The 26,592-nt window shown below is 70.4% G+C and carries 17 protein-coding genes; 8 read left to right on the top strand and 9 right to left on the bottom strand.

Going from position 1 to position 26,592, the window contains the following annotated elements:
- Positions 1-196: 196 nt before the first annotated feature.
- From ADL03_RS35715 to ADL03_RS35725, 3 genes are read right to left on the bottom strand one after another with little or no spacing between them, the layout of a single operon-like run.
- Positions 197-1,198: a zinc-binding dehydrogenase gene (locus ADL03_RS35715; protein WP_053738038.1), complete on the bottom strand. Its 1,002-nt coding sequence runs from the start codon at positions 1,196-1,198 to the stop codon at positions 197-199.
- Complete coding sequence (locus tag ADL03_RS35720) at positions 1,195-2,070, bottom strand: alpha/beta fold hydrolase (protein ID WP_053738074.1); 876 nt, start codon at positions 2,068-2,070, stop codon at positions 1,195-1,197. Before ADL03_RS35720 ends, ADL03_RS35715 begins: the two co-directional genes overlap by 4 nt.
- A 12-nt stretch (positions 2,071-2,082) precedes the next feature.
- Complete coding sequence (locus tag ADL03_RS35725) at positions 2,083-3,762, bottom strand: acyl-CoA dehydrogenase family protein (protein ID WP_197288936.1); 1,680 nt, start codon at positions 3,760-3,762, stop codon at positions 2,083-2,085.
- Positions 3,763-4,130: 368 nt separating this feature from the next.
- Here ADL03_RS35725 and ADL03_RS35730 point away from each other — a divergent pair, with 368 nt between their 5' ends.
- On the top strand, positions 4,131-5,114 hold the full coding sequence (locus ADL03_RS35730; protein WP_053738040.1) for a hypothetical protein: 984 nt from the start codon (positions 4,131-4,133) through the stop codon (positions 5,112-5,114).
- 116 nt (positions 5,115-5,230) lie between these two features.
- Here the strand turns inward: ADL03_RS35730 and ADL03_RS35735 are convergent, their stop codons facing one another.
- Entirely contained in the window at positions 5,231-6,067 is an 837-nt protein-coding gene (locus tag ADL03_RS35735; protein ID WP_053738041.1) for an IclR family transcriptional regulator, read from the bottom strand.
- A 571-nt stretch (positions 6,068-6,638) separates the two neighbouring features.
- Between ADL03_RS35735 and ADL03_RS35740 the strand changes: the two genes are divergently transcribed.
- Positions 6,639-7,931, top strand: a complete 1,293-nt coding sequence (locus ADL03_RS35740; protein ID WP_053738042.1) for a salicylate synthase — start codon at positions 6,639-6,641, stop codon at positions 7,929-7,931.
- A 13-nt stretch (positions 7,932-7,944) separates the two neighbouring features.
- Here ADL03_RS35740 and ADL03_RS35745 read toward each other — a convergent pair whose 3' ends face one another.
- The gene (locus ADL03_RS35745) at positions 7,945-10,806 is read right to left on the bottom strand and encodes a LuxR family transcriptional regulator (RefSeq protein WP_082373752.1); all 2,862 of its coding nucleotides are present in this window, start codon (positions 10,804-10,806) and stop codon (positions 7,945-7,947) included.
- Between the two features lie 610 nt (positions 10,807-11,416).
- Positions 11,417-11,689, bottom strand: coding sequence for a hypothetical protein (locus ADL03_RS49990; RefSeq protein ID WP_231642697.1), 273 nt, complete (start codon positions 11,687-11,689; stop codon positions 11,417-11,419).
- Here ADL03_RS49990 and ADL03_RS35750 point away from each other — a divergent pair.
- From ADL03_RS35750 to ADL03_RS35765, 4 genes are all read left to right on the top strand, one after another.
- Complete coding sequence (locus ADL03_RS35750) at positions 11,577-12,506, top strand: beta-ketoacyl-ACP synthase III (protein ID WP_053738044.1); 930 nt, start codon at positions 11,577-11,579, stop codon at positions 12,504-12,506. The two genes, ADL03_RS49990 and ADL03_RS35750, sit on opposite strands and share 113 nt — an antisense overlap.
- Complete coding sequence (locus ADL03_RS35755; RefSeq protein WP_053738045.1) at positions 12,503-13,492, top strand: enoyl-CoA hydratase-related protein; 990 nt, start codon at positions 12,503-12,505, stop codon at positions 13,490-13,492. The genes ADL03_RS35750 and ADL03_RS35755 overlap by 4 nt, the downstream gene beginning before the upstream one ends.
- A complete protein-coding gene (locus tag ADL03_RS35760; RefSeq protein WP_053738046.1) occupies positions 13,489-14,727 on the top strand; it encodes a beta-ketoacyl synthase in 1,239 nt (412 codons plus the stop codon). Before ADL03_RS35755 ends, ADL03_RS35760 begins: the two co-directional genes overlap by 4 nt.
- Before the next feature lie 61 nt (positions 14,728-14,788).
- Positions 14,789-15,988, top strand: coding sequence for a cytochrome P450 (locus ADL03_RS35765; RefSeq protein ID WP_157529591.1), 1,200 nt, complete (start codon positions 14,789-14,791; stop codon positions 15,986-15,988).
- Between the two features lie 30 nt (positions 15,989-16,018).
- On the opposite strand, the gene ADL03_RS35770 is transcribed toward ADL03_RS35765, so the two are convergent.
- The 3 genes from ADL03_RS35770 to ADL03_RS48985 all read right to left on the bottom strand — a co-directional run bounded on the left by ADL03_RS35770 (position 16,019) and on the right by ADL03_RS48985 (position 23,824).
- The gene (locus ADL03_RS35770) at positions 16,019-16,936 is read right to left on the bottom strand and encodes a LysR family transcriptional regulator (protein WP_231642692.1); all 918 of its coding nucleotides are present in this window, start codon (positions 16,934-16,936) and stop codon (positions 16,019-16,021) included.
- 63 nt (positions 16,937-16,999) lie between these two features.
- Positions 17,000-23,083 carry a bifunctional acetaldehyde-CoA/alcohol dehydrogenase gene (gene adhE / locus ADL03_RS46105; protein ID WP_197288938.1) on the bottom strand — a complete coding sequence of 2,028 codons (6,084 nt, stop codon included), beginning with the start codon at positions 23,081-23,083 and terminating at the stop codon, positions 17,000-17,002.
- A 201-nt stretch (positions 23,084-23,284) separates the two neighbouring features.
- Positions 23,285-23,824 carry an NUDIX domain-containing protein gene (locus ADL03_RS48985; protein ID WP_053738048.1) on the bottom strand — a complete coding sequence of 180 codons (540 nt, stop codon included), beginning with the start codon at positions 23,822-23,824 and terminating at the stop codon, positions 23,285-23,287.
- A gap of 396 nt (positions 23,825-24,220) precedes the next feature.
- On the opposite strand from ADL03_RS48985, the gene ADL03_RS35785 reads away from it, so the two are divergent.
- On the top strand, positions 24,221-25,252 hold the full coding sequence (locus ADL03_RS35785; protein ID WP_053738049.1) for an NAD-dependent epimerase/dehydratase family protein: 1,032 nt from the start codon (positions 24,221-24,223) through the stop codon (positions 25,250-25,252).
- A gap of 2 nt (positions 25,253-25,254) precedes the next feature.
- A complete protein-coding gene (locus tag ADL03_RS35790) occupies positions 25,255-26,586 on the top strand; it encodes a D-arabinono-1,4-lactone oxidase (RefSeq protein WP_157529593.1) in 1,332 nt (443 codons plus the stop codon).
- Positions 26,587-26,592 lie beyond the last annotated feature (6 nt).

Consider the following 26,592-nt stretch of genomic DNA (forward strand, 5'->3'; position numbering starts at 1 on the left):
AGCACCAGCGACACCGTGGCCTGGCTGACGCCGGCCATTCTGGCGATGTCCTGCTGGGTGAGCCGCTTGGCCATGAGCACCTGCCAATTCGAATTGGCAGAGAGTTTGCGGGAGGACTCAGCCATCGTCAACCTCAGAACCGACTCGAACCGGCGTCGTGATCACCCGGTGCTGGACGTGCCCGGCAAACGTTGCGTCAGCCGCCCGGAGCGATCATGACCACCTGGTGGTCTCCCGGCCGTCCGGTGAGGGCGTCCATCATCGCTGTGACCGATCCACCGTCCAGCGGGACGACGTCGGTGATGATCCGCTCGACCGGGACCTTGCCGTCCGCGAGCAGGGCCAGGGCTTCCTCGAACGCGCCCCTGTTCTGGGCGAAGCTGCCCACGATCCGGATCTCCTTGGTGATGAGGGCGACCGAGTCCAGCTCGGTGGGCCGCTCGTTCACCCCGAGCGCGACGATCGTTCCCCGCGTCCGCAGGCGCCGGGCGGATTCGGCGAGCGCGGTCACCGAACCCACGCACTCGAACACCACGTCCGCGTCCGCGGTCTGCTCGTCGACGTCGACCGCGGTGATCCCGGTCTCGGCCAGGCGTGCGCGCCGGACGGCGCTGGGTTCCACCACCCACACGTCCTCGATCCCGCGCAGCCGCAGCACGTGTGCCAGCAGGAAGCCGACCGTGCCGCCGCCGAGGACCGTGACCCTGTCCTCTTTGGACACCCCGGAGCGGTCGGCCGCGTGGACCGCGCAGGACAGCGGTTCCGTCAGTGCGGCGTGCTCCAGCGGGACACCGTCCGGCACCGCGTAGACCGTGTGCTCGGGGACGACGATGCTGTCGGCGTAGCCACCGGGACGCGTGCCCAGGCCGAGCGAGCTCAGCTGCCAGGGCTGCACGGCGCACAGGTGGTTGTCGCCCGCATGGCAGACGTCGCAGTCCCCGCAGCCCGCCTTCGGCCACACCACCACGGCCTGTCCCTCGCTCAGCCGCTCCCCGCCGGGTGCGGCGACGTGCCCGGAGATCTCGTGACCGAGCACGGCACCGGCCGGGACGACGTGCGGCATGGCCCGCAGGTGCAGGTCGGAACCGCAGATGGCGCAGAACGCCACGTCCACGCGCACCCAGCCGGGCATCGGTTCGCGGTCCTGGACCTCCGTGAGGCACAGCTCGCGCTCCTCGGTGACAACCAGCGCCCTCATTTTTCCACCACAGCCTTCTCATCGGTGAGGAATGCCCGGATCCGCGCGACCAGGACTTCTGGTTGCTCCTCGGCCGGGAAGTGCCCGCAGGAGTCGATCTGCGCCCCCTCGATCCGGGTGGCGTAGTCGCGCCACAGGTCGAGCACGGGCAGCGTCCCCACGAGTCCCTCGGCGCCCCAGGCGACCTGCACGGGCATCGTCAGGCGGCGGCCCGCGGCCGCGTCGGCCTCGTCCGCTTCCAGGTCCTCGTGGCGAGCGGCCCGGTAGTCGTCGAAGCTCGCGCGAAGCGCCCCGGGCCGGTCGTACGTGTCCGCGTAGTGCCGCAGGTCCGCCTCGGTGAACGCCTCGTGCCGGAACGCTCCGGCGGCCAGCATGAACCGGACGTACTCCCCGCCCCTTCCCTCGGTGAGGAACTCGGGGAGGTCGGGAACGAGGTGGAAGAGCCAGTGCCAGTAAGCGGACCCGACCCGTGCGTCCATGTGCCGCCACATCTCCCGCGTCGGCACGACGCTGAGCAGCATCAGACGGCCGATCTCCTCCGGCCGGTCCAGCGCCCACCGGTGAGCGACGCGTGCGCCCCGGTCGTGCCCGACCACGACGGCCTGCGTGTGCCCCAGCCCGTGCATGAGCCCGCTCATGTCGGCCGCCATGGTCCGCTTGTCGTACCCGGTGCGGGGCCGGCTGGACGCCCCGTACCCGCGCAGGTCCGGCGCGACCACCAGGTGGTCCCGCGCGAGAGCGGGGAGGACGTGGCGCCAGGCGTGCCCGGTCTGCGGCCAGCCGTGCAGGAGGAGGATCAGCGGACCCTCTCCAGCACGCCGCACGCGGAACCGCAGGCCGCCCACCGCACGGGTCTCCTCATGAACACGCATCGCCACAGCGGCTCACCTGCCCTGCACCGGGAGGGTCATGCTCACGGACCGCGCCGACGACGTGAGCTCGGTCAGGTAGCTGTCGTCGACCATGGGGGCGGTGACGAGCTCCGGCAGGGGCGCGAGCAGTTCGGCCAGGAAGTCGATCTTCTCCCGGTCAGCCGCCACGGGCCGGTGCGGCTCCCGCAGCTTGTGCGCGGCGAAGTCGGCCACGAGGTCGTCCATGACCTGCTGCGGCACCATCGGCTCGGCGTCGTGCTCGGCCAAGATGAGGTCGAGCATGCGCGCGTGGACGAGCACGACGGCGTCGGCGTGGCTGAACGATCCGCCCTGACGGCCGCGCCACGTGTCGACCAGGTCCTTCTCGACCCGCTGCGGCAACGTCACCGGCGTGCGCGTGGCGAACCGGTCGGAGCTCATGGCATTGCGCGCCACCTGGTAGGCCATCACGGAGTTGTCGCCCGCGAAGGTCACGTTGACCTCGAAGTCGGTCCGCAGGGTGACGATCTGGTTGAGGCCGTGGAAGCCCTGCGAGCCGCACATCTCCCGGCACGCGGCCAGGACGTCCAGGACCAGCCAGGAACCGCACTTGCCGGTCGCGGTGAGGACGTGCATGTTCTTGCGGCCGGGGTCGGTGTGCCAGTCGCGTTCGACGCCCCTGACGACGGCGCGTTCCAGCAACCGCAGCGCGAGGCTGCGCAGCTGAACCTGGTACAGGCGCTCCAGGTACAGCGGCTCGTCCAGCAGGGTCCTGCGCCGGGGCGCGCCGCGGGTCTCGCGGTGAGCGGCGAACCGCCAGGTGAGGTGGGCGGCGAGCTCGCAGGCCCGTGCTCCGGCGCTGAGCGGGAAGATGCGTTCCTGGACGAAGGTCTCGATGGACTTCACGAAGCGGGTGCCGGCATCGGGAAGCGTGCTGGAGAAACGGCCGTCCGCGTCGACGCTCGAGTACCGCCCCATCAGCGCCTCGCGGGGGAGCCGGACCCCGGTGAAGCGGGCACCGCCGACCTGGTTGGCCTGGATGCCGCCCTTGGGGTCGCAGGAGAGGATCGTGATGCCCGGAAGGGCGGGACCGTTCTCCTCGTTGCGCAGCGGGACGCGGAACCAGTGGTGGCCGAGGTCCTCGCCGTCGATGACGAGGCGGGCCAACACCATTCCGACGGTCGCGGCGTGCTTGATGTTCCCGATCCAGAACTTGCACGCGGCGTCGGTCGGGGTGTCGAGCGTGAAGCACTGCTCCGCATGATTCCACGACACCGTCGTGCGGATCTCCCGCAGGTTGGTGCCGCCGCCGATCTCCGTGCAGCAGAAGGCGTAGACCTCGTGCATCTGCGTGATCTCGTCGTGGTACCGGTCGACCTGCTCGGGAGAGCCGTGGTTGAACAGCGCGCTCCCCGCGATGAGGTGATCGGTGATGGTCGACGTGAGCGCGAAGTCGAAAGCGCCCGTCAGGCCCATCACGTCGCACATGGACCGGAACGCGTGCTCCTGGGGCCGGCCCATCCACATGTCGTTGTCGACCAGACCGTGCCGGAAGATCGCTTTCATCCGGTCGATGGTCAGGTCCATGTACTCCCGCAGGGGCAGGTCGTGCCGCTGCCGCGGGTCGAACAGGTCCTCCTGCAACAGGTCGCGCATCGCCTGCCGACGGCTGGAGAGGTCCTGTTCCACATAGGAACTTGCGGTGGCGGTCATGTAATCGGATCCTCTCGATCTGCGGGCAGCGCGCAGCGCAACGGGCACGTGCCGATGGGAAATCTCCGGCCCGCGGTCGACCGAGGTGCGGTGAAGTGACCTCATCGCAGTGCCGGGCTGTCCACGTCGGAGCTTCCGAGGCGAAGCTACCGATGTTCCGCAGGTTGATCACGTTCTCGTCCCACCGCCTGGTATGCACCGGCCAGGGCTTCGAAGGCGGAGGCGTAGCGTCATCCCGGCCGCGCATACAGCATTCGCACGCCTTCACGCGATGACGAACGCGTGAACGATGTGCTGCGCGGCAAAGAACTCCCGCCCGTCGAGAACATTCGGTCCACAACGGATTCTTCAGCGTCGAGGAGCGTTCCATGACAGTCAACCGTCGTCGGCTACTGCTGGGAAGCGCGGCACTGCTGGCGGGCACCGCCGGTGCGGCCGGCACCGCCGCCGCGGCACCCGCGGGGTTCCCGGACTACCGGTACCGCAGGCTGGCCCTGGTCAAGAGCAAGCTGCGCTACAACCCCACCGGTGAGCTGATCTTCCCGACGATCCGGGGCACCAAGGACCGGATCTCCGGCGCGCGGGCCGCCTACTACCTGTACTACGCGCCGCACGACGCACCCGGCGGGATCTGCCTGGCGTACGCCAACACCCTCGACGAGGAGTTCACCGAGTACCCGGGAAACCCGATCATCTCCCGGAGCTGGCCCGGCGAGTACAACGTGAACCACGTGTCGTCACCGCACGCGATGTGGAACGACGACGTCAAGCGCATGTACCTGTACTTCCACGGCGGGAACACGGTGACCCGGCTGGCCAGCTCCGCCGACGGCATCAACTTCCGCTACGAGAAGGAGGTGCTGTCCACGCGGTTGCAGCCGGAGGGCACGACGGAGACCTCGTACGCCAGGGTCTTCCGCCACGACCTGCCCTCGCGCGGCGCCCGGTACGTGATGGTGTTCATGATCAACAACCGGACCAACCGGCGCGACATCGGCTGGGGCTGGTCGGCGAACGCGCGTGACTGGACGTTCTCCCAGACCCCGCTGATCCGGCACCAGGACGTGGGCGCGGTCAACGTCGGCGGGCCACACCTGTTGTTCCGCAACAACAGCGTCTACGTCGTCTACAACACCGACATCGGCAGCGGCGGCAACATCCTCATCACCGAGGTGGGCCGTGACTTCTCCCTGCGCAGGCACCTGGGCGTGTTCCACGACTCGCTGTCCGGTGCGCCGGACAACGGCCGGTCGGCCGCGCCCTCGTTCGGCACCTACCAGGGACGCGAGTACATGATCTACGAGGCCGGGGACCGGCTGGCGGGCAACATCGCCATCGCACGAGCGGTCTGACGGTCAGCGGTGCGGTCCGGCTCTCCTCGCGACGCGGCTCGGTCGTGAGGACAGCCGCGCGGCCGCACCGTCCGGCATCGCCGGTCACTCCTTTGTGGACCGGCTGATGCCGGTGGTCATCCGGCGAGCCGGTGGCTCGGGGCCGGGGGAGCGGAACGGAGCTCCCTGGACGCGGTCTCGGCGGCGTGGTGGACGCGGCGCGCGACGGCGTCCGGGCTGAGGCGGTGCACGGGACCGAACACGGAGATCGTGCCGATGAGGGTCGGGCCAGGTCCCCAGACGGGTGCCGCGACGCCGGTGAAGCCGGGAAGCCATTCGCTGCGGTCGAAGGCGACGCCGTACCTGCGCACACCGGTCAGCGTGGACTGGAGCATCTCCGCGGTGGTGATGGAGGCGGGGGTGAGTGCCTCCAGCCCCTGCGCGCACAGGACGGAGAACAGACTCGGGTTGCCGGCCAGGAGGATCTTGCCCGGCGCGGTGCAGTGCAGGGGGAGGGGACCGCGCAGGCGTGTCGCGAGCTCGCTCGACTGCCTGCCGTGCAGGCGTTCGACGACCCGGGCCGTGGCGCCGCACAGGACGGAGAGCTGGACGGCCTCGCGGGTGGACTCGTAGAGGTCCGCGAGGACCGGCAGCAGTCGTTCGCGGGTGTGGTCGGAGATCTCCAGGGGAACGGAGGTGGACAACTCGGTGATCTTGGTGGTGAGGAGGAACCTGTTGTCGATCATCTCGACCAAGCCCTCCGCCCTCAGGAAGCCGACCATGCGGTGGACGGTCGACTTCGGGAGGTCGGAGTAGCGGGTGAGCTCGGTCAGCGACGCCGCGCCGTCGCACGCGCCGAAGGCCTGGAGCACGGACAGCACCTTCGTGGCCGCGGTGCGCCGCGAAGGGTGGGGGGCTCGCGCGGCCGGCACGGTCGCAGGGGCTTCCAAGGCGGTGTTCTGCTTGGTGATCACGGTTGTCTTCTTTCGCCTGTGGGTTCCACCACACCGTATTGAGGGCATAGCTTTGTGTAGCTACGGAGTTCCACAAAGCCGATGGCAAAAGGGTGAATCTGCGGATCGGTGGTTTGGGACCGTGCAATCCGGGTCAGGGGCCGCAGGCCGGCTCGGAACGCTGCGGATGGTGAACGGGTGGTTGACATCCGGCGAATCCCACCGGTTGGCACGGCGGGTTGACCGGACGCATCCGGCGTGAATAGATTCGTTTGGGGCCAATTTTAGTGCCGGGTGGGGCGGGGGATCCTCGTGAAACCGTGAGAATGCGGTTGACGCCGAAGTGGTGGGATGAGCGGCGCGCGTGGAAGAGGGTGGCCGGCGCGAACCGGAAACCGGTCGTCGAAGTCGCGGGTTCTCCGCAATCTTTCCAATGGGCTGAATTCGAGTTGTCCATACCAGCCTTTCGGCTCGTAATGCACTCGGTGTATCAGCCCCTGGGACATCCTTTGGTGTGGCACGCTTTCTTGGCGGGGCGTCGATGGCGGCCTAGTTTCTGCTCGTCGTTCACATGTTCGCTGAGGAGCCTGTAATGACCGTGCACACCCAACCCTCCACGAGGTCGTCCGCCGAGCTCGCCGCTTCGCTGATCCGCACCGGGTTCTTCGACTCGTACTTCGTCTACGAGCGCGGCAACGTGTGGACGGTCGCCTGGGGCGTGCGTGCGGAGATCGTGGTGAACGCGACGCGGGTGCGGGTGCGGCGTGACTCGGTGGAGGAGTCGTGGCCAGCCGTCGGCGGGCCCGTGCGGGCAGCACGGGAGGCGCTGGAACGCCTGTCCCTGCGGGAATGGGCGGTGTGCGGCTGGATCGCGTTCGAGGCCGCGCACGTGCTGAACGACCGCTCGGACCTCGCCGGGGACGCGGAGGTCGTGCACCTCGTGGTGCCCGAGGTGGAGGTGCGCATCGAACGCGGGCGGGCGAGGGTCGTACGGGGCGGCGACCTGCGGCTCGGCGCGTTGCTCGAACACCTGCGCACGGCGCCGTTTGCGGACGAGCCCGTTCTGGGGCGTGGCGACGTGCCGGTGGACCTGGACGCGGGCAGCGATCGGTACCACGACGCGGTGCTGGGGGCGTTGGAGGAAATCCGCACGACCGAGCTGCGCAAGGTGACCTTGTCCCGCAGCGTGCCGGTGAACGGGCCGGTCGATTTCGTGGAGACGTATCTGGCCGGTCGTGCGGCCACCGCGCCGGAGCGGTCGTTCCTGTTGTCGATCGGCGGTCTGACGACGACGGGCTTCTGCCCGCAGACGGTGCTGGAGGCCGGTCCGGACGGAAAGGTGTCGACGCGGCCGCGCGTGAGGACCCGTTCACCGGGAATGGGGAACGCGCTGTTGCCGCATCCGGACGAGCTGGACGAGCACGCGATCGCCGTGAAATGCGCGTTCGACGAGTTGAACGAGGTGTGCGAGCCGGGTTCGGTGGTGGTCGACGAACTGATGGCGGTCACATCCCGGGGTGGTGCGCGGAATTCCGCGCCACGGCTGTGCGGTCAGCTGGCCGAGGGGAAGACCTCCTGGGACGCGTTGGAGCTGCTGTTCCCGGGCGTCACGGTCGCGGGTGCGCCGAAAGAGGCGGCGTGTGAATTCATCTTCCGATCCGAAGAAACGCCGCGGGGCATCTATTCGGGTGCCGTGCTGGTCGCGTCGGACGACGGTTTCCTGGACGCCGGCCTGGTCCTGCGCGCGGTGTACGAGAGCAGGGGACAGCGGTGGTTGCGCGCGGGTGCCGGAATCGTGGCGTCCTCGCGGCCGGAACGGGAGTTCGAGGAGACCTGCGTGAAGTTGCGCAGCATCTCATCGCACCTCGTGGCGGCTCCGGCGTGACGACCGCGGTTTTCTACCTGCTGCTGCCGGTCGAGTAGAGCATGGCCGCCAGCTGCGTGCGTCGCTGGATTCCCAGTTTGCGGTAGATGTGCGTGAGGTGGAACTCGACAGCCCGCCGCGACACGGACAGCTTGCGGGCCACCTCGTCGTTCGACGCGCCCGCGGCGACCATGCTGGCCACGCGGTGCTCCTGCGGTGTCAGCGGGGAGTCCGCGGGAACGGGGGTGGCCGGCCGGAGGCCGGAACGCCCCAACGCCTCCGGCGGCAGTGCGGCGAGCTTGCTGAGCAACGGCCGCGATCCGCACCGCTCGGCGGCGGCCTTCGCCTGAGCCAGCTCCTCCCGGGCGAGCTTCTGCTGCCCGTGGTGCCACCTCGTCGTCCCGAGCTCCACGAGGATCGTCGCGCGCAGCAGCAGTGCCTGTGCGCCACGCAGAACGTGCTCGGCCTCCATGAGCCACGGCAGCGCCGCGGCACCGCCGGTCGCCATGCCGACGGTGAGCATCGCGCGGGCCAGGCTCGGCGCGGAAGCCCACCTCTTGGCCAGTTCCAGCTCCTCCAGTGCCAGTTGCACCGCCTCCAGCGACTGACCCAGGTGGAGGTGCGCAACAGCAGCGTACGACCGCCACGGCAGGACAGCGGGACCGGTGGCACCCCACGACTTCAGCCGTCGCCCGCACTCCAGGTGGTCCCTGAGTGCGCCGGCGCTGTCGCCCAGCCGCATGCGGAGGTGACCGCGCCCGTGCAGGAGGCTGGTGTGGTGCCAGCTGTCCGGCAACGGGCTGGTGAGGCCGATGGGTTCGACCAGCTCCCGTGCCGCTTCGACGTCACCGAGGTGCAGCAGCGCGGACAGAAGTGCGTCCATCGGCCAGATCTGAGCGGGGTGGCGTTGGTGCAGGTTCATCCGCTGGGCCTTGGCCAGTGCGAGCCGGGCGTCGACGACGGCCTGGGCCAGCGCCCCGCGCTGGAAGTGCACCCGCGACCGCAGGGTGTGGCCCAGCACGAAGATCAGGTCCAGTTTGTGGCGATGGGCTGCCAGGATCGCCTCACTGGAGTACCTCAGGGCCAGGTCGAGCTCGTTGGTCCGGATCAGCGAGTTGATGGCGGCCATCATCCGCTGCGGGTCCTGCGCGATCGACACCGCGCCCGCGGACAACGCGACCAGCGCGGCCTCGCGGGACGTCGTCAGGTCTTCGCCGCGGTTGCTCAGGTCCTCCGCGACCAGCGCGGCCAGCGCACGGCCACGGGCGTCCCCGCGCCGCCAGTCGACGGGGAAGCGGTCCGCGGCGACGTCGTGCTCCCCGGACTGCTCGGTCGGCAGGGTGACGCGGAGCGCGAGGCGCAGCTGAGCGGAGTACTCCGGCGCGGAGGCGCACATCCTGGCGATGGACTCGCTCAACGCTCCGCGCGCGTCCTCGTAACGCCCGTCGAGGTAGAGCGCCCGGGACAGCAGGGAGGTGACGTCGAGCAGGAGCTCGGGCTCCTCGATGTCCTCCAGCGCCTGCTTGAGGTGCGTGGCCGCCTGGTCGGGGTCGAAGAACGACTCGGCGTGACCGAGCTTGACCAGCAGCCTCGTCCTGACCTCGGCCGGCACGTCTTCCTGCAGCGCCCTGGTGAGGAAGCTCGCGGCGGTGGTCGCGTCACCGTCGTCCAGCAGCTCGCCCGCTGCCTGGAACAACGCGTCGGCGGCCCACCGGCCGAGTTTCGAAGCGGTGCACTGGACGTGACGCGCGATCAGCGCCGCTCGTGCCCCGGACGCGTGCAGGCTCGCGGCGGTCCGTGCGTGGAGGTCGTCCCTGGCCGCGCGGGTGATCGAGCTCGTGATCGCGTCCTTGAACACGGAGTGGGTGAACGCGGGCTTCCCGGCGTCGGCCATCAACCCCAGCCGCGCCAGCCGGCCAACGCCGTCGGCCGCTTCGGGCAACGTCATCCCGGCGACCTCGGCCGCGAGGCCCAGTTCCGCGGGTTCCACGACCGCGATCGTCCTGGCCAGCTGGACCAGCTGCGCGGACTCGCGGTGCAGCTGCGCCAGCGCCGACTCGCCCAGCTCCTGCACCCCGTACGAGGCCGGGATCTCCGGCACGCCGGCGTCGGACGCCTCCAGCGTCGACAGCAGGTGGCGGAGAACCAGCGGATTTCCACCGGTGGCGGTGTGACTGGCCTTGGTGAGCTCGGGTTCGGGCTGACGGCCGAGCACCAGCTCGGCGAACCCCGGCAGGTCCTGCGCGGTGAAACCGCCGATCCGCACGCGGGTGGCGTAGATCTGCATCTCCGCGATCTGGAGCGGGTCCGCGGGGTACACCCCGGTCGTGCAGCTGAGCACGACGGCGAGCGGCAGGTTGGTCGCTCGCCGCATGAGGTAGTTGAGCCACTGCAGCGACGAGGTGTCGGCCCACTGCAGGTCGTCGACGATGAAGCAGACCGGTCCGCGGCCCGAGAGCTCGCTCACGAGCTGGTACAGCTCGTTGTACCGCTGGTGGATCGCCGGTTCGTCGAAGTCGGCCGCGGCGCGGTTGCCCGCTCCTGACCCGTCGGTCGCGCCGGGACCCGTGCCGATGATCGACTCCAGGGCGTCCGCCTCCGGCCCCGCGGCGAGGTTCTCGAACAACTGCCGGACGACGGAGAACGACATGAACCTGTCGAGAGTGGACGTCACCGCGCCGGCCACCTGGAACCCGCGCGCACCGGCGGCTTCGGCCACCTCGCTCAACAGCGTCGTCTTGCCCATCCCGGTGGTGCCCTCCATCAGCACCACCGCCGGCGTGCCCATCTCCGCCGCGTTGAGCGCGCTGACCAGGCGACCCAGTTCGTTGCTCCGCTGTACCAACCCAGGCGCGTCAGTGGAAATCTTGTGGGTTTCGTTGCGCTGCTGAGCCATTTGCGGAGCTCCGTTGCAAGTCGGTCCGGTTGTTGAGCACCAGCGACACCTTCATCCGACGCAGCCCGATCACCGGCGCCACCGCGATCGGACTGCTCGCGCTGGACCCGGGCGAGACCTACCGGGGTGTCCCGGGCACCGATCTGTCCTGACGACACGGCAGGCGTCACGCCCTCGTCATCCCCGGGACAGCGCACTTCGCGGCCGGCGCTGCACTCCCAGGCTCGGAGTCCCCTCCTCCATCCACCGAGTTCTTCGCTGCGCCGAACTTATCTGGCGTGGACGAGTCGTTGCTGGCCAGCGACTACGGATGCCCTGCCGTCCACAGATCGCTGCCCGTTATCTCACCCGGTCGGGCGATCTGGCACGCCTGCACCCACCCTGAGCAGCTTGCGCGGGGTTCGTCCACGGCGTGGGACCGGCCGCGGACAGCCACGGCCACCGCCACCACGACCGCGGTTCGCGGGCCGCACTGCCAGGACGTCCTGACTCCGGCGGTCCACCCGGGAGGACGCGATCGCCTTGACGCTGCGCATGAGCGAGGGCCGGTCCGCATCGCGACTCATTGAGACACAAGGTCTATAAGTCCATCGGAAAACGGTCTTGGACATCAGGTGAACCCGGAAAGCAGACTGATGTCACTCGACCGTCCCAGCCGGATGTGCCGGGTCCTCGAATCGAAAAGAAGACTCGACATCAAGGACACCACGATTGTGCCTTCACCGACTGCGGCGATCACCGCCATAGCCACCTGCCTTCCCTCGACGAGGGTGACCAACGCCGAGCTGTCGCAGCGGCTCGACACCACCGACCGGTGGATCAGGAGCCGAACGGGCATCGCGGAGAGGCGGCGGGCCGACGGAAAAGGCCCGGTGCTCGCCATGGCCACGTCCGCGGGCGCCGCCGTGCTGGAGGTGGCCGGCCACCGGACGGTTGACCTGGTGCTGGTGGCGACGTCCAGCCCTGATCGTCCCAGTCCCGCCGTGGCGCCGCAGCTCGCGAGCCGGCTGGGGCTGGGCTTCGTGCCCGCTTTCGACATCTCCGCCGTGTGCAGTGGATTCCTCTATGCCACCAACATCGCTTCTTCCTTGATACGGTCCGGTGCGTTCAGGAGCATCCTCATCGTCGCCTCCGAGGCGTACTCCCGAATCGTGGACCCCGACGACCGGGCGACCTCCGTGATCTTCGGAGACGGAGCGGGAGCGGCTCTCGTGGTCGCGGGAGGAACCGCCTCGGGCAGCGAGGTCCTGGCCGAGGACTGGGGCAGCGACGGCGACGGGTGTGACCTGCTCCAAGTAGGACCGGCCGGCGGCGATGTGCGGAACTACTTCAGCATGAGCGGGCGAGAAGTCTATCTGCGCGCCATAGAAACCATGTCCACATCGGTCAGGGCCGTGTCCGAGCGCTGTTCGTGGCACACCGACGAAATAGACGTTCTGGTTCCTCACCAGGCGAACAGGCGCATCATCGAGGCCGTCGCGAAGAAGCTGTCGATGCCGGCGGACCGTGCCGTGGTGTCGCTGGAGAAGACCGGGAACACGGCGGCGGCCTCGATTCCCCTCGCCCTCGCTCACGCGATGACCACCGGGATGGTGCGCGCCGGCGACCGCGTGGTGATGACCGCTTTCGGCGGTGGCCTCACCTGGGCGTCCACCGCGCTCCGCTGGGGAGAGGTCGGACTCGCCGAGGTCGAGCTGTGATCCGCGACGTCCTGGACCGCGTCGAGGTGACCGAGGCCGACGGCGTCGTGCGGATCCGCCTGAACGGCGGCCCCGCCGGGACCGTGCTCGACCTGGCCACGGTCGCGGAGCTGACGCGAGCGGTCGAAGGTGCCGCGGAGAGGTCCGCTCGCGTCCTGGTGCTCAGCGGGGCGGGCGACTCGTTCTGCCTCGGCGCGGACCGCCGGGAGATGAAGAACGTGGTTCGCGTGCAGGGCGCCGACTCGACGGCCCAGCGGGTCTCGGACACCGCGTCCAGGCTCTGCCGGGCGATCGAGCAGTTCCCGGGCGTCACCATCGCCCACCTGCACGGCAAGGTCATCGGCGCCGGTCTCGTCCTGGCCCTGTGCTGCGATCTGCGGGTGGCGCACGAGCTCTCGACGTGCAGGTTGCCCGAGCTCGCCCTCAACTTCCCCGTCGCCTGGGGCGGTGCGCTCCCGCGCCTCCTCGCCGAGCTGGGCCCTTCCACCGTCAAGGAGCTGGTTCTCCTCGGACGGGAGATGAGCGCGCCGGAAGCCGTGGGGAGGAACGTCCTGCACTTCCAGGGAACGGCCGACGAGGCCGAGAAGGTCGTGAACGGCGCGATCGCGCGGTGCAGCCGCTATTCCCCTTCCGCCGTGGCCGAGTTCAAGCGCCACGTCGACGCCTGCCGGCGTGGCCTCTCGCCGGAGGGCAGCCTCGCACTCGAAAAGCAGGCACTCGTGAACAGGTTCCACACCATGCCTCAAGGAGCGAAGATGTACGAATACCTGAGCAACCTCCTCAAGAACCGGTTCGACCTGGAGGCCGAGACCAAGCCCGGTCTCACCTTCGAAGAGCTCGACGTCGACTCGCTGACGCGCGCGGAGCTGGGCGCCTACCTGGAGGACAACCTCGGCGCGACCATCGACGACCGGGCCATCACCGGTGACACCACCATCGAGGACCTCGCCGCACTGCTCACCGCGGCGGGCGTCGCAGCGCCATGATCCCGTCGGTCCCGGCCTCCGGCCGCGTCGTGATCACCGGCATCGGGATGATCACCCCCGCGGGGGCCGACGCCACCAGCAGCTGGGCGGCCGTCCGCGACGGCGCCACCAGCGCGGGACACGACCCCCGGCTGGCCTCTTCACCCGTTCCGCTCTCCTGCGCCGTGCCGGACTTCGACCCCGTGGCACGGCTGGGCTCAGGAGCCCGCCGCATGGACCGCTGCACCCAGTTCGCGGTCGCCGCGGCGCAGGAGGCGGTCGAAGACTCGGGGCACCACCCCGACTTCGGCGGGCGCCTGCGGGTCGGGGTGGTCATGGGCACGGCCTTCGGCGGTGTGGGGAGCTGGGAGGAACAGGCGCACAGGCTGGCGGACCGAGGTGCTCGGGCGGTTCACCCGCTCACGATCCCCATGGGCATCGGCAGCAGCGTCGCGTCGGCGATCGCCGCGCACTTCAGCCTGCACGGGCCGGTACAGGCCGTGGCGACGGCGTGCGCCGCGGGGACCACCGCCCTGGGCGCGGCTGTCGACGCCCTGCTCCTGGGCCAGTGCGACGTCGCGCTGGCCGGTGGTGCGGACGCCGCCATCACGCCCGTGGTGGCCGCCGCGTTCAGCAAGATCGGCGCCCTCTCGTGCAGGCTCGACAGTCCCGGGTCCGCGTCGAGACCGTTCGACCGGCGACGGGACGGGTTCGTGCTCGGCGAAGGTGCGGCGGTGCTGGTGCTGGAGCGCGAGTCCGCTGCCGAGGCACGCGGCGTGGTCCCGTACGCCAGAGTGCTCGGCCATGCGTCCACCTGCGACGCCTACCACCTGACCTCGCCGGAGCCGAGCGGGAGGTTCGCGGCACTCGCGGTGCGCGAGGCGCTCGACCGGTCCGGCGTGAGGGCGGAGGAGGTCGGTTATCTCAACGCGCACGCCACCGGCACGCCGGAAGGCGACGCCGTCGAGGCCCGCCTGATCTCGGAGGTGTTCGGCTCCACCGCGTTGGTGAGCTCCACCAAGGGTGTCACCGGGCACATGATGGGCGCCGCCGGAGCGGTCGAAGCCGCGTTCACGGCGCTCGCCGTCCGGCACGGCGTCGTGCCGCCGACGGCCAACCTCGACGAACCCGACCCGGCGGCCGCGGCACTGGACCTGGTGCGCGGAGGGCCGCGGGCGGCCGACGTCCGGCTGGCCATGAGCAACTCCTTCGGCTTCGGCGGCCACAACTCGACGGTACTGCTCGAAAAACCGTGAACCACCCGCACTGTCAACGAGAACAGGTGCTCCTGTGTGGTCGAACTCCAATGCACAGCTCGTGCGACCGCCCGCTCAGTCGGTCAAGGACTGGATCAGGTGTTCGGACCCGGACGACGTGCAGGTCCACTACGACGAACTGCGCGGCTACGGTCCGGTCGTGGAACTGCCGTGGGGCGGAGCACTGGTCCTGTCCCACCGCGGGGTGCAGCAAGCGTTTGCCGACGAGCGGCTCCTGCTCCCGGACGCGGCTTGGCGCGACCGGGAGACGGTGGACTGGCGCAGGAGCTTCGCCACAGTCGCGATGTGCGACAGCACGATCCAGCAGAACGCGCCGCTGCACACCGCGAGCCGGCGCCCCCTGTCGGCCGGCCTGACGGCACGTCGGACCCGCGAACTGTCCGGCACGATCGACGGCATCGCCCAACGCCTTGCGGCAGACGTGGCCGACCGGCTCCGGCGCGGTGAACAGGAGGACCTGGTGGCCGATTTCAGCCGGTTGCTGGCCGGCGAGACGGCGGCGCGGCTGATCGGCCTGCCGGTCGCCGACGCGAGGCGTCTCGGGCTGCTGGCGCAGCAGGTGATCGCGGTGGGTGACATCGCGCGGCGTCCGTCCGAGATGGCGCAGGCCGACCGCTCCGCGCGGGAGCTGAAGTCGTACCTCGAAGAGAAGGTGGCCGAGGACCACGACTCCGGGACGCACGGCCTCTTGCAGCAGTGGAGGGGCCGGCCGAGCCAAGAAGTCGTCATGAACTGCTACACCCTGGTTGAAGCGGGGATCACGACGTCGAGCGCGCTGCTGTCGTCCGCCCTGGTGGAGATGCTGTCGAGCGACGAGGCCCGGATCGGCCTGCTGGCCTCCGACGCCGCCTACCGCACCGCCTTCGCGGACGAGGTGCTCCGGTGGGACCCGCCGGTGAAGCTGGTCTCCCGGTACGCGGCCGAACCGACCGTTGTCGACGGCTACCCGATCGCACGCGGCCAGTTCGTGCACATCGGGGTCGGCGCGGGCAGCCGGGACAGCGAGAAGTTCCCGGCACCGGGACGGTTCGCCCCGGGCCGGCCGAGCGAGAGGAGCCTGGCGTTCGGGTTCGGGATGCACTACTGCGTGGGCTCGTTCCTGGCCAAGGTGCAGTTCGACGCCGGTGTCCGAGCGATTGCCTCCCACGTGCCGCGCATGCGGCAGACCGGCGCTGTGGTCCGCAAACCCGGTCCGACCTTCACCGACATCATCAGCTTGGAGGTCGGAGCCAGAGCCTGAGCGTTGAAGCGGTGTCGTGCGGCCAGGCGCTCAGAACGCCGGAAGATAGGCGTCGAACGCCTTCACGACGTTGGCCACCACCTGGGAGCGCTGCGACCTGTGCCAGGCCAGCGCCATCGTCACCGTTGCCGCCCCGCGGAGGTGGCGGCACGCCGTGCCCGGCATGGGAACCGCCCGCGCGGACTCCGGCACCAGCCCGATGCCGAGGCCGGCCGCGACCAGCGCGAGCAGGGTCGGCAGGTTCGGTGCGACGTGCTTCCTCCTCGGGCTGAAACCGGCGTTGAGGCACATCTTCATCACCTCGTCGTCGATTCCGGGATCCGGCTTCACCTCTGTCACGAAGGACTCGTCCCGCAGGTCGTCGACGTCCAGCGACGCCTTCTCGGCGAGGGGGTGTCCTGACGGGAAGACGGCGATCAGGGGCTCTTCGCACAGGGGCAGCAGCTCCACGCCGGTGTGGTGCAGGGGAGGGTGCACCACACCGAGGTCGAGCGTCTCCTCCCGGAGCTTGTCGCACTGCTCCTGCGACGACAGGTCCGAGTGGATCTCGAACTCGAGTCCCGGCAGCTTCTTCCGGATCGCCTGGACCATCAGCGGGAGGTGGCCGAAAGCCGCCGCGGCGGTGAAGCCGACGCGGACCAGGCCCGACCGCCCTCCGTCGAACAGCCGGACGCCCTGGATCCCGGCGTCGAGCCGGTTCAACGTGTGCAGCGCCTCGTCGAGGAAGAACTTGCCCGCCTCGGTGAGCTCCACCCGCCGCGTGGTCCGCGCGAGGAGGCAGACGCCGAGCTCCTTCTCCAACTGCCTGATCGCGTGCGACAGCGCGGGCTGGGCCATGCTGAGCCGCTTCGCGGCATGACCGAAGTGACATGTCTCGGCGACTGTCGCGAAGTACCTGAGATGCCGCAGCTCCACCTTGTTGACCATGAAGAACCTCGCTCGTCTCATGTCGCGACATCAAGGAACAACACGATCCGGTGGGGCCGCGGGTGCGGCCCCACCGGAACTCGTTCAGCGGCGGCTGTGGGCTGCGGCGCGCACGGTCTCCGGGTCCACCGCCCGGTTGGCGTAGGCGGTGCGCATCAGCTCCTCCATGTCGGTCAGCACCGGCTGCCTGGGGTTGGCCGGTGCGCACTGGTCGTCGAACGCGTTGAGGGCCTGCTGCGGCAGTGAGTCCATGAACGGCGCCGCGGGCACCCCGGCCTCGGCGAACGAGGCGGGCAGCCCCACGGCCGCGCGCAGCCGTTCGATCGCGGCGGCGTAGGAGCTCACCCCCTCCTCAGGCGTTGCGGCGGGCAGCCCGAGGGTGCGGGCGATGTGCTGGAACCGTTGCGGTGCCTGGTAGTTCTCGTACTTGGGCCAGCCGGTGAGCTTCGACGGGGGCTGGCCGTTGTAGCGGATCACGTGTGGCAGCAGCAGTGCGTTGGTCCGGCCGTGTGCCAGGCCGAACGTCGCACCGAGCGTGTGCGACATGGCGTGCACGATGCCCAGGAACGCACTGCCGAACGCCATGCCGGCGATCGTGGCCGCGTTGTGCATCGCCTCCTGCGCCTTCTCCGCTCCGAGCAGCACGGAGTCCTCAAGGTTCTCGAAGATCAGCTTGATCGCCTGCAGGCACAGCCCGTCGGTGAAGTCGTTGCTGTAGACCGAGACGTACGCCTCGGTGGCGTGCGTGAGCGCGTCGAACCCGGAGTCCGCGGCCAGCTCCGCCGGAAGCGAACGCACGAGCACCGGGTCGACGATGGCCACGCTCGGGGTCAGCGCGTAGTCCGCCAGCGGGTACTTGCGGCCCGTCTCCCGGTCGGTGACCACCGCGAACGGGGTGACCTCCGACCCGCTGCCCGAGGTCGTCGGCACGCACACGAGCTTGGCGCGCTCCGGTTCGGGGAAGCGGTAGAGGCGCTTGCGGATGTCGGCGAACCGCCCCCGCGCCTCCGCGAAGTCGACCTCGGGGTGCTCATACCACAGCCACATGAGCTTTCCGGCGTCCAAAGAGGACCCACCACCGATGGCGATGATGGTGTCCGGCTGGAACTCGCGCATCATCTCCGCACCGCGCTGCACGGTCTGCAACGACGGTTCGGGCTCGACGAAGTCGATCAGCTGCACCGCCACCGGCTCGGAGCGGCCGGCCAGCACGGACCGCACCTTGTCCGCGTAGCCGAGCTTGGCCACCGTGCGACCGGTCACGATGCTCACCCGGTGCACCCCGGCCATCTCACCGAGGTAGCGGATCGAGTTCGGCTCGAAGTAGATCTTGGGCGGCACCTTGAACCACTGGATGTTGTTGTTGCGGCGGGCGATGCGCCGGATGTTGAGCAGGTTCGCCGCGGTCACGTTGCCGGAGACCGAGTTGCCGCCGTAGCTGCCGCAGCCGAGGGTCATCGAGGGGAGGAAGGCGTTGTAGAGGTCACCGATGCCGCCCTGCGCGGCCGGTGAGTTCCACACCACCCGCACGGCCTTGACACCCTTGCCGAAGTCCTCGGCCAGCCGTTCGTCGGCGGTGTGCACGACCGCGGTGTGGCCCTTGCCGTGGAACTCGACGACCTCCGCGGCCCGCCGGACGCCCTCCTCGGCGTCGGCCACCCGCAGCACCGCCACGACCGGGCACGGCTTCTCCCTGGTCAGCGGCTCGTCCGGGCCGATGCCGCCGACCTCGGCGAGCAGGAGCGTGGTGTGCTCGGGGACGCTGAACCCGGCGCGGCCGGCGATCCAGTGCGCCGAACGGCCGGAGGCGGCCGGGTTGACGCCCACCTTGCCGTCCCTGCGCGCGTCCGGGCCGAACAGGAAGTCCTCCAGCGCGCGCTTCTCCTGCGCGGAGAGCACGTACGCGTGTCGTGCGCGCAGGTTGCACATGGCCTGGTCGTACACCTGGGTGTCGATGAGCAGGGTCTGCTCGGCGGCGCACGTCATGCCGTTGTCGAAGCTCTTGGACAGCACGATGTCGTGCGCTGCGCGGGCCAGGTCGGCGTCGGCGGCGATGAACGCGGGCACGTTGCCCGCTCCCACGCCGATCGCCGGCTTGCCGGCCGAGTGCGCGGCACGCACGACGTCGTTGCCGCCGGTCGCCAGCACGAGCGAGACGCCGTCGTGGTTCATCAACGCCTGCGTGATCGCGCGCTTGGGCGTCTCCACCCACTGCACGCAGTGCGCGGGCGCACCGGCCGCGACGGCGGCGTCGCGCACGATCCGGGCCGCCTCGGCACCGCAGCGCGGAGCGAGGTGGTGGAAGGCGAAGATGATGGGATTCCTGGTCTTGAGCGCGATCAGCGCCTTGAACACGACGGTCGAGGTCGGGTTGGTCACGGGCGTGATCGCGCACACCACGCCGACGGGTTCGGCGATCTCGACCAGGCCGGTGAGCTCGTCGCGGCGGATCTCGCCGACGGTGCGCAGGCCGGTCATGCTGTTGGTGACGTGCTCCGCGGCGAAGAGGTTCTTCACCGCCTTGTCCTCGACGACCCCGCGCTCCGTCTCGGCGACCGCCATCACGGCGAGGTCCAGGTGGCTCGCGGCGGCGGCACGCGCGGCCTTCGCCACGATGTGGTCGATCTGCTCCTGCCCGAGCGCGTGGAACGCGTCCAGCGCCTCTCGCGCACCGCGGACCAGACCGTCCACGAGGGGTGCCACGTCCTCCGGCTGACCGGTGGCGGGCGCCGACGGACGGTGGACGACCGGGCCGAGGGAGGCGGCGAGATCACCGACGGTGCGGTGCTCGTAGAACACCTCCAGCTCCAGGGCACCGAAGTGCGCCTGCAACGCGACCGCTGCCTCGACCAGCGCGAGCGACGAGGCACCGAGACCGGCCAGCGCGCTGTCCGCCGTCAACGACCCCTGCGGCAGCGCGAGCACGTCGGTCAGCGCGTCGACAACGATGTCAAGAGCGTCGCGCTGACCGGCACCCGCGGTCTCGCCGGGTTCGCGTGCGCCGGCCGCGTTCTCGGCCAGCGCCACGAGCGTGCTCAGGCGCGGCCCCGCGTCGACCACCGCGGCAGCGGGAGCCGCCGGGGCGTCGTCCGTCGCGATGGCCGACTCCGGGTCGAAGCGGACGTCGGCGGCCTGTTCCGCCGTCAGCAGGTAGTCCGTGCCCTCGGCGGATGGTGTTGCGTCGGCGACGCTGTCGAGGAAGCGCCGGGCGGGTTCGTTCTTGGCCGTGGGCACGTAGGGCAGGCGGATCTTCGTGGACGTGTCCGATCCGAGCGCGGCCAGGACCTGGTGCTCCACGCCCCTGCCGAGCACCCGGCAGCTGAGCAGGAACGTGTCGACGACCAGCTCGTCGGCGTCCTGCCTGCTGATCACCGCGCCCACCACGCCGTGGTCACCGAAGCGGTCGGTCGCGCGCACCACCCGGCAGCGCATGCCCGGTTCCGCCAGCAGGGCGCGCAGCTCGTTCTCCTGTCGGCGCACGGTGCTGAAGTTGAACTGGTTGGTGCGCTGGGTCATTTGAGCGACACGGCGCAGGTCCGCCTCCGTGGCGGGCGTGCTGGTCACGACCAGGTCCAGGCCCGCGATGAAGTCGGCGAAGGTCAGCGAGGACCGGCGGAGCTCACCGCGGTCCCGGTTGGCGTCGTAGGCGGCCGCGCGGCCGCGGTCCTCCTCCGTCACCACCAGGCGGTCGAACGCCCACACGCGGTCCAGGAACGGCTTGATGGCCTCCTGGTCGGCGGGCACGGTGAGCGCCAGCACGCCGGGGCACGCGGCACGGACCTGAGCGACCTCCACCGGGTTGTCATCGAGGAAGACGAAGCTGTCGAGGCCGAGGTTCAGCTCCGCGGCCAGCCGCGTCAGGCCGATCGGCTTGGGGTCCCACCCGATCGCCTGCGCCGCAACGTGTTCGGACCGCAACGGGAACTCCGAGCGGACGCGGAAGACCTCGGCCACCGTCTCCGGGTCGTTCTTGCTCGCGAGGGCCAGCAGCACACCCTGCTCGCGCAGCGCGACGGCCCACTCCTGCACGTGGCGGTGACCGTCGGTCAGCCGGACCCCCGCGGGACCGTCCTCGCCGGCCACGCCCGCCCACAGCGTGTTGTCGCAGTCGAGGACGAGCACCTTGAACGGCCGGGCGAGCAGCGCGTGCACCGAGCGGGCGATCCCCGTGGCCAGGGCGTCGTAGCCCGCCGGCGTGTAGGCGAGGTGCGCCATGCGGTAGCGCACCTCGTCGTGCACGTCGCCGGGATCGGTGCCACCGTGCCAGTTCTCGGCACCGAGCAGGTGCACGCCCGAGGTGTCGCGCAGTTCGTCGAAGAGCCTGTGCTGGCGCGGATCCACGCCGGCGGCCGACGGGCTGGGGCAGATGCGCAGCAGCAGCGGGACGCGTGACCGAGCGGCGAACGACCGCACGGCCGCGGCGAGCTCGCGCAGGTTGCGGTCGGTCTCCTGCGCCGGCCAGTCGTCGAAGCGCACCAGCACCACCGCGCACCCGGACCGCACGGACCCGAGGGTGCTCGCGGGGTCGAGCAGCTCCTGGAACACCTGGCCGAACGGCGCGAACACCGGGCGCAGGCCGAAACCGAGGTCGCGGCACCACGCGGTGAGTGGTTCCGCCAGCGGGTCGGTGGTGAAGGTCGCGGCGATGGCGAGCACGGCGCCGTCCGCCGCTGCTTCGGGATTCGCCGCCGGCACCTCGGGTGCGAACGTCTCCAGCACCTCGACCTGACCGGCGCTCACCCGGCCGAGCCCGGCCACCGCGGCCGCGGCGACGCCCTCGACGGCGAGCCCGTCGACGACCCCGCGCACCGTCGGTGAGAACCCGGTGTCCATCCTCGGCGGCCGCAGGACGAGCCCGCCCAGGCCGGGGTGCTCGGTGACCGTCGCGTGCAGCAGCTCCTCGCAACGCCGCTTCGCGTCCACGTAGTGCTGCCACGTCGGCGCGGCGCCGGAGACCACGTCACTGGACACGAGCACGACCCGGCCACCGGCCGCCGACAGCGGCTCGGCCAGGGCGGACAGCGGTGCGGACACCGCGCCGACGGCCGAGGTCACGTACTCGGCGGCGCGATCGGCGGTGTCCGGGCCCGGCAGCAGCGGCTGGAAGCTCGGGAACGCGTTGAGCACCAGGAGGTCCAGCCTGCCCTCCCGCGCGAGCACCTGTTCGCGCAGCAGCGCGCACCCGGCGGGATCGGCCGCGTCGGAACGCACGGCGTGCACGCGCTCGGCAGCCGTTCCGAGCCCGGCCAGCAGCTCCGGCGGGAAGCCGGGGTCCCGGCGGTGGGTGACGTACACGTGCGCACCGTGCAGGGCCAGGGCGGCGGCGAACGCGGCACCGAAGCCGCGGCTGCCACCGGTGAGCACGGCGACCTTGCCCGCCAGGTCGACGTCCTGACCGGCGAGGGCGGCGGCCAGGACGTGCGCGTCCGGTTCGGCCGGGACGGCCCTCGCGACGACGGCCAGCTCGACGCGCCCGAGACCGGGCAGGGCGCCGCTGAACCGCACCATGTCGCGGCGCTCGTCCACGGCCGTGACCAGGATCGAGCCGTCGCCGGTCGCGGCCGGGTCGAGCTCGACGGTCAGGGAGGAGATGAGCGACTGCCGGCCGGGAACCTCCATGCCCGCCAGGTAGCTCGCCCAGCCGAGCAGCCGTGCGACCTCTTCCCGCACACCGCTGCCGATGCGGCCGAGCAGGTCCGCGAAGTCGCCGGGGTCGCTGCGGTAGGAGACCGGGAGGCGCTGTCCCGCGTGGAGCTCGGCCGGCCTGCGGTCAGCGGCCTGCCGCCTGCGTTCTCCCGACCCCACGCGCACCGCGCCGACCTCGGCGCCGCCGGTGTCACCCAGCTCGACGTCGACGGTCGTGACCGGCTGCCCGCCGTCCGACAGTTCGAGGCGGACACCGCCGTTCCCGGCGCGTCCCACGTCCAGTGAGCAGGACTGCGCCGAGTAGACCGCGGCGTGGAAACGCGCCCGGACCCGCCGCACCGCCGCGGCGTCTTCCGCGGACAGGGCCGCCAACGCGTGGAGGACGGTGAGCGCGCCCTGCACCACCTCCGCGCCGAATCCGCTCCTGGACGCGTAGTCCGCGTCCAGGTGCAACGGGTTGAGATCGCCGCTCGATTCAGCGAATCGGCCGAGATCGCGTGGATCGACGTGTACTGCGTGCACCGAGAACTCCATTTCGACGCGCCCGTGAACGGACAGAGCAGGATTGACGGCCACGCTATTGACGTCGAAGCAGAGCAAGAAGCCCGCGTTCCACCCCTTGGGTCGGCGATGGAATCGTGGTTACCGGAGATTCAAATGCAATGCGGCTTCACCTCGGTCTTGGTTCGAGTTCTCCCCGCCACCGCGTTATTTCACAACGCATCATTGTGTGAACACCGCGCCGACTCCGCCCGGCTGCTCCGCCGCCAGGAGGAGGAGCTGGTCGAGGTAGGAGTTCCCGGTGGGTTTCGTCAGCGGCCACCACACGAAGTCGTCGTGCGTGCTGTCGACCCGCGGCCGGGCGTCGTGCTCGGCGGAGGCGAGGAAGGTGACGTTGACGGTGTGGGTGGGGGAGTCACCGTGCGCCGAGGCCTCGAAGACGGTGGAGAAGGTGCCCAGCACACCGCGCAGGGTCAGGTTCAGCCCGGACTCCTGCTCGGCCGTGCGCAACGCGGCCTCGGCGAGCTGCTCGCCCTTGCGCATGCGGCCACCCTGCAGCCACAGCGAACCTGCCTGCGGTTCCTGGCTGCGCCGGGTGAGCAGCGCCTCGCCGCCGCGGACGACGAGCGTGTCGACGCAGACGACCGGCATCCGTTCCAGGATCTCGCGGTACAGCTGCTCCGGCACCCAGGCGTGGCCCGTCGCACCGGGACCGTCACGCCAGTCGAGCGCGGGTGAGGTGGGCAACTTGTCCGATCGCACGGGGGTGAGTGGTCCGGGCATCGTTCTCCGCCTTCCGATGGTGGTCACGGCCGCGGCCGGGCATCGCATTCGGTCAGCGGATGGGGAGCTCCGGCTCCTGCCGACGACTGCGACGAAGTCGGCCGCCTTGCGCGCATTCGCGGTGGAAGCTATGGACCGGTTCTGCGCCGGGCCACCTCCCGTCCCATTCGCTGGGACGAACTTCGGGCAGGTGGACCTGCCCGGAATTCCGTCCCGAGCACTGGAACGGGTTGTGGATGACCGATAGCGGCTGTCACATACTCGCATCCTCCGACCGGCACCGCGGCGTCGCGGACAGTTCTCCCGGTCATCGGTCAAGCCCATCGGCAGCTGTCCGAAAACCCGACTGCCCGATCTCACGAATGGAAATCCTTCATGACCCAGCAGGAATTCTGGCGCGGCAAGCGGGTGCTGGTCACCGGCGGCTGCTCGTTCATCGGATCGCACCTGGTGGAGCACCTGGTCGGGGCCGGCGCCAGGGTGCGCGTCGCCGACGACCTCAGCTCGGGACGCCTGGAGAACCTCAGCGAGGTTCCGGAGTCCGCCTGGGAGTTCGTGGAGGGCGATCTCTGCGACCCGCGGCTCGCCGCCGAGGTGATGCGCGGCATCGACGTCGTCTTCCACCTCGCCGCGATCCACGGCGGCAGGGGGTTCATCGAGCTGCACCAGGCCGCGTGCTCGCGCAACTTCGTCCTGGACGGCGTGGTCTCGCAGGCGGCGGTCGACGCGGGCGTGGAGAACTTCGTGTTCGCCTCCTCCGGCTGCGTCTACCCGGTCGACCTGCAGGCCGACGTGACCGAGGAGGTCCGGCTCTCGGAACCGCAGGTGGGCCCGCCCTTCCACGCGGACGGGATCTACGGCTGGGCCAAGCTGATGACGGAGCAGCGGCTCGCCGCGCTCCACGCCGAGCTAGGGTTCCCGTCGGTGTCGTGCCGCCTGTTCACCGTCTACGGCGAGCGTTGCCCGGAGAGCCACGCCCTGACCGCGATGGTGGGCCGGGCGTTCATCCAGCAGAAGCCCTTCGAGGTCTGGGGTGACGGAACGCAGATCCGCAACTGGACCTACGTCACGGACATCGTGCGCGGCCTGGTCCTCGCCGGGGAACGCGTCCACGACGGCAGCGCGATCAACCTCGGCACCGAGGAGCCGATCCAGGTCAAGGAAGCCGCCAGGATGATCCTGGAGTTCACCGGCCAGGCCGACACGGAGATCAAGCCGCTGCCGGACAAGCCGACCGGCCCCTACAACCGGGTCGCGTCCGCGGCCATGGCGTTCGAGCGGCTCGGCTGGACGCCCGAGGTGCCGTTCCACACCGGCCTCAAGAGGCTCACCGAGTGGTACTTCGAGTCGCGTCAGGCCGAGCGGATGACGACGGACGAGTTCGCCGAGCGCCTGACCACGAGGTAGTGATGACCGACGCACCGCGGTTGACACCAGGCCCGGCGGTCACGACCGGGGAACACCGGCGCACGGCGTGGTCCAACTGGAGCGGGGCGGTCCGCGGCATCGCGGACCGCCTCCTCGCTCCCGGCACCACGGAAGAACTGCGCGAGATCGTGCTCGACGACACCGCACGCGCACGCGGCATCAGCGTGGTGGGGTCGGGGCACTCCTACGCGAACCTCGTCGCGCCGTCCGGCCGGACGCTGATCGACCTGCGCGGCCACCGGGGCGTCGTCGCCGTCGACCCGGCGGCCATGACGGTCACGGTGAAGTCGGGCACGACGATGCGCGAGCTGAACCGGGAGCTCGCCGCCGCGGGCTTCGCGCTGCCGAACCAGAGCGCGATCGACGAGCAGACCGTCGCCGGTCTCGTGGCCACCGCCACGCACGGGAGCAGCCCGAGGCAGGGCACGCTCTCCAGCCACGTCGTGGCGGCGCGGATCCTGACCGCGGACGGCCAGGTGCGCACGGTCACGCAGGACGACCCGGAGCTCGACGGCGTCCGCGTGCACCTGGGGTGCCTGGGTGTGGTGCTGGACCTCACCTTCACCATCGTGCCCGGCCACCGGCTGCGCAAGGTCGTCCACCGCCGGTCGTTGCCGGACGTGCTGGCCGGTCTCGACGAGTTCCGGGAGGTCCACTTCGGTGGCTTCTGGTGGTACCCGCACACCTCCCAGGCCATCGTCTGGAAGGCCGCGCCGACGAACGAGCCACCCACCCCGGCGCCGGGACCGCCCGGTGCCCTGCTTTCGGCGCTGTGCAACAACTCCTGGTCGCCGCGCGTGGCGGGCGCCGCGCACCACGCGGCCGCCTGGGCAGCCGGCCGGGGCGGTGCGCAGGTCATGCGTTGCGACGACGCTCTGCTGCACCACCTCCCACCGCCCGTGCAGGGCACCGAGTACAGCGTCCCGTTCGACCGGGCGGCCGACGCGATCCGCGCCCTGGCCAAGGAGGTGCGCCGAGGCGGGTTGCGCGTCTGCGCGCCGGTGGACATCCGCTTCACCGCCGCGGACACCGCCTGGCTCAGCCCGAGCAGGCAGGACATCACCTGCCACATCGGCGTGACGCACCCCGTGACAGCACGGGATCCCGAGGCGTGGATCGCGCCGCTTCGCGCCGTGGACTCGGTGCTGTGGGAGTTCGAAGGCCGCCCGCACTGGGCCAAGGTCCACCACAGGACGGGCCAGGAGCTGGCCGCGCGCTACCCCGAGTGGGACCGCTTCCAGGACCTGCGCAGGGCCTGGGACCCCGACGGTGTCTTCCTCGGAAGTCATCTCCGAGAACTCTTCGAGCGCTGACCCCGA

This window comes from Nocardia sp. NRRL S-836 (assembly GCF_001279525.1).
GTDB lineage: Bacteria > Actinomycetota > Actinomycetes > Mycobacteriales > Pseudonocardiaceae > Lentzea.